This window comes from Streptococcus mitis (assembly GCF_001579035.1).
In the GTDB taxonomy this organism is placed as follows: Bacteria; Bacillota; Bacilli; order Lactobacillales; family Streptococcaceae; genus Streptococcus; species Streptococcus mitis_J.
In genome coordinates this window covers 384,822-387,251 of the sequence record NZ_KQ970285.1, presented here as the reverse complement: position 1 = coordinate 387,251, position 2,430 = coordinate 384,822, and the positions used below count along the sequence as shown (strand labels likewise).

The following is a 2,430-nucleotide window of genomic DNA, read 5'->3' as shown; positions in this document are numbered from 1 at the left end:
TAGTCTATTATTGTTTCAACTAAAATGTTCCTTGAATACACACTAATACTCTTCGAAAATCAAATTCAAACCACGTCAGCGTCGCCTTACCGTACCCAAGTACAGCTTGCGGCTAGCTTCCTAGTTTGCTTTTTGATTTTCATTGAGTATAACTATGAACTTTCGAGCTTCATCTTATAAATCCATAATTTCTTTTTTCTTTCGATCAAATTCTTCCTGAGATAATATCCCTGCATCTAAAAGAGATTTTAGTTTTGTAAGTGCTTCGATTTGCTCATCTAATGATAGACTTGGTTTCATGGCTTTTTCATCTAAACTTTGAGCCATATTCATTCCAAATATCATTCCAGCACTATCACCTAGACCATGTTGCTCCACTCCTGATGCAATTTTTTGTTGTGCTGCAATATTAGAAGATTTCTGCGATACATCATCATAAGCTTTTAAATTCATCTTATTTGATGAAAATTGTTTAACCAATTCCTTGGATTCTGGTGAGAACTCAATATTAGCAATGGCAACTTTTACAATCTCAAATCCAAAACGTTCTTTCCAAGTCCCTGCATACTGTCCATCATTTGATACTTGTTCTGCAAGAACTGCAGCTTGTGAGGGTAATTGTGAAATACGATAAGTTGTTGACAAAGAATTAAGTGCAACAATAAAAGATTGGAGAAACTCTGTCACTATTTGTGATCTAGCTTGAGCACTGTCGAAAGTATAATAAGTCACATTGGCAGGAAGAAAATTTCTGATAAATTGCTTAGCATCTGTAATTTGGATAGAAAATGTTCCAAAAGCACGTACTTCTAAATCTGTCCCATAAAACAAATCATTATACATGACTGGACCGCGAGTCCCAAATTTAATATCACGAATTTCTCTCAAATTAACAAAACAAATCTGTTTTTGCTGATCACTTTGACCACCGAATCCAACACGATTAACAACATTGTCAAACAGTGACTTTTTCAATCCATCACCATTAAAAACACTGCTCTCACCATTTTGGTATTCATATCCACCTGGTTCTGTAATAATTTCCTCGATACCAGACTGACTAAAGATAAAGGCAGCAGTATTTTCTGGAATAAAAATCTTGGATCCGTTCGAAATAACACCGACAGATCCCTTCGTATTGACACCCCTACCATTATTACTTTCTTGAACAATACCGGGACTTACAGCTGTATGTTCATCAAAAGCTTGAACTGTGATAATTTCTTTCCACTGATCTGCAAATGTCCCACCGATAGAATCTGTAATTGCTTTTATCAACCCCACTTTAATTGCCCCCTTATAAACTCTACTCCATATCACAATAGGCACATCTTACTGTTTGCTTCACTTGACCTGACAAAGGTGCTCCACAAAAGCTACACTTGGTTGAAATCTTTTCTGGCTCTGCATCCTTAATCCCAAGTCCTGCTTTAAAAGTGTCAAATGTATCCTTAAATGTTTCTGCCAAAACATCTGCTCCAAACAAGCTACTATCTCCCAAGGTTTCAAAATTACTTGTATCACCTGAAATCAATTTAATAATGTTTCTAGCCCACTTGTCAGTATCCTTAGTATTATTAAAAGAAAAGATAGCTTGTCCGCCATTATAATAAATTTCCAACCGTTTCACACCATTGGTTTTGGTTACTGAAACTTGAGGTTTCCCTTCAAAAATTTTAATCTGGTTAATGGGAATGGTAACTTGGTCTTTTTTTCCTCCCCATAAACCTTTTTTGATATATATTAAGTGTAGATTCGTTAAAATTAATTCATCTGTAGACAAACCATTTTTCCCAAAACTCACATGGTCACTATTCATAACCATGTATTCATGTGGCAATAATTGATAATCCATATTGAACTCCACTCTTCCTATTAAAGACTAGCTTTCCACTGCTCCACTTGTTCATGTAGATTATCACGATAATCTTTTAGAGTCTTAATCACTTCTTCTTTCCCTTGAATCGGTGCTTTCTTTAGTGGACCATATTGTTTTTTCAAATCTTCCATTTCTTTTTTAGTGCTATCTTTTAGTTCTTGGATAGCAGCGCTATCTTCTAAAACAGTTCCTTTAAAGGCTTCGTCTGCTTCTGTATAGTAATTATCGATTATTTTCTCATTCATAATCAAGTAATCTTCATAGGTTTTTATAGACTCAATTGTCGCATCGCTAACATCTTGTGGGTTAAAATCGCTTGAACTGAGTTTTTCTTTTGCTTTAGCAAACAATCCTTTCTTTTCAGAACTACTAGATGAAGCTTCTGTTTGATTCTCACTAGAAGAGCTACTTGTTTTTTCAGAAAGAGAACTACAAGCAACTAGAGTAGAGACGGAAAGACATAGCAAAGCTAAACGACAAACTTTTTTTACATTATTCATTGATAGAATCTCCTTTTATTTATGAAATCATCATATCATATTTGCTAAAAA

Annotated in this window: 3 protein-coding genes; all 3 read right to left on the bottom strand. The window is 34.7% G+C overall.

Going from position 1 to position 2,430, the window contains the following annotated elements:
* Positions 1–174 precede the first annotated feature (174 nt).
* The 3 genes from SMIDD26_RS01945 to SMIDD26_RS01935 are packed head-to-tail and all read right to left on the bottom strand — an operon-like array spanning position 175 to position 2,379.
* On the bottom strand, positions 175–1,284 hold the full coding sequence (locus SMIDD26_RS01945) for an SPFH domain-containing protein (protein ID WP_061438738.1): 1,110 nt from the start codon (positions 1,282–1,284) through the stop codon (positions 175–177).
* A gap of 22 nt (positions 1,285–1,306) precedes the next feature.
* Positions 1,307–1,855: a C1 domain-containing protein gene (locus tag SMIDD26_RS01940; RefSeq protein WP_061438737.1), complete on the bottom strand. Its 549-nt coding sequence runs from the start codon at positions 1,853–1,855 to the stop codon at positions 1,307–1,309.
* A 20-nt stretch (positions 1,856–1,875) separates the two neighbouring features.
* Entirely contained in the window at positions 1,876–2,379 is a 504-nt protein-coding gene (locus SMIDD26_RS01935; protein ID WP_050252322.1) for a hypothetical protein, read from the bottom strand.
* Positions 2,380–2,430 lie beyond the last annotated feature (51 nt).

Excerpts from the sequence above, each read along its gene's own strand:
- SMIDD26_RS01940 (WP_061438737.1), bottom strand. The coding sequence starts at position 1,855 with ATGGATTATCAATTATTGCCACATGAATACATGGTTATGAATAGTGAC.
- SMIDD26_RS01935 (WP_050252322.1), bottom strand. The coding sequence starts at position 2,379 with ATGAATAATGTAAAAAAAGTTTGTCGTTTAGCTTTGCTATGTCTTTCC.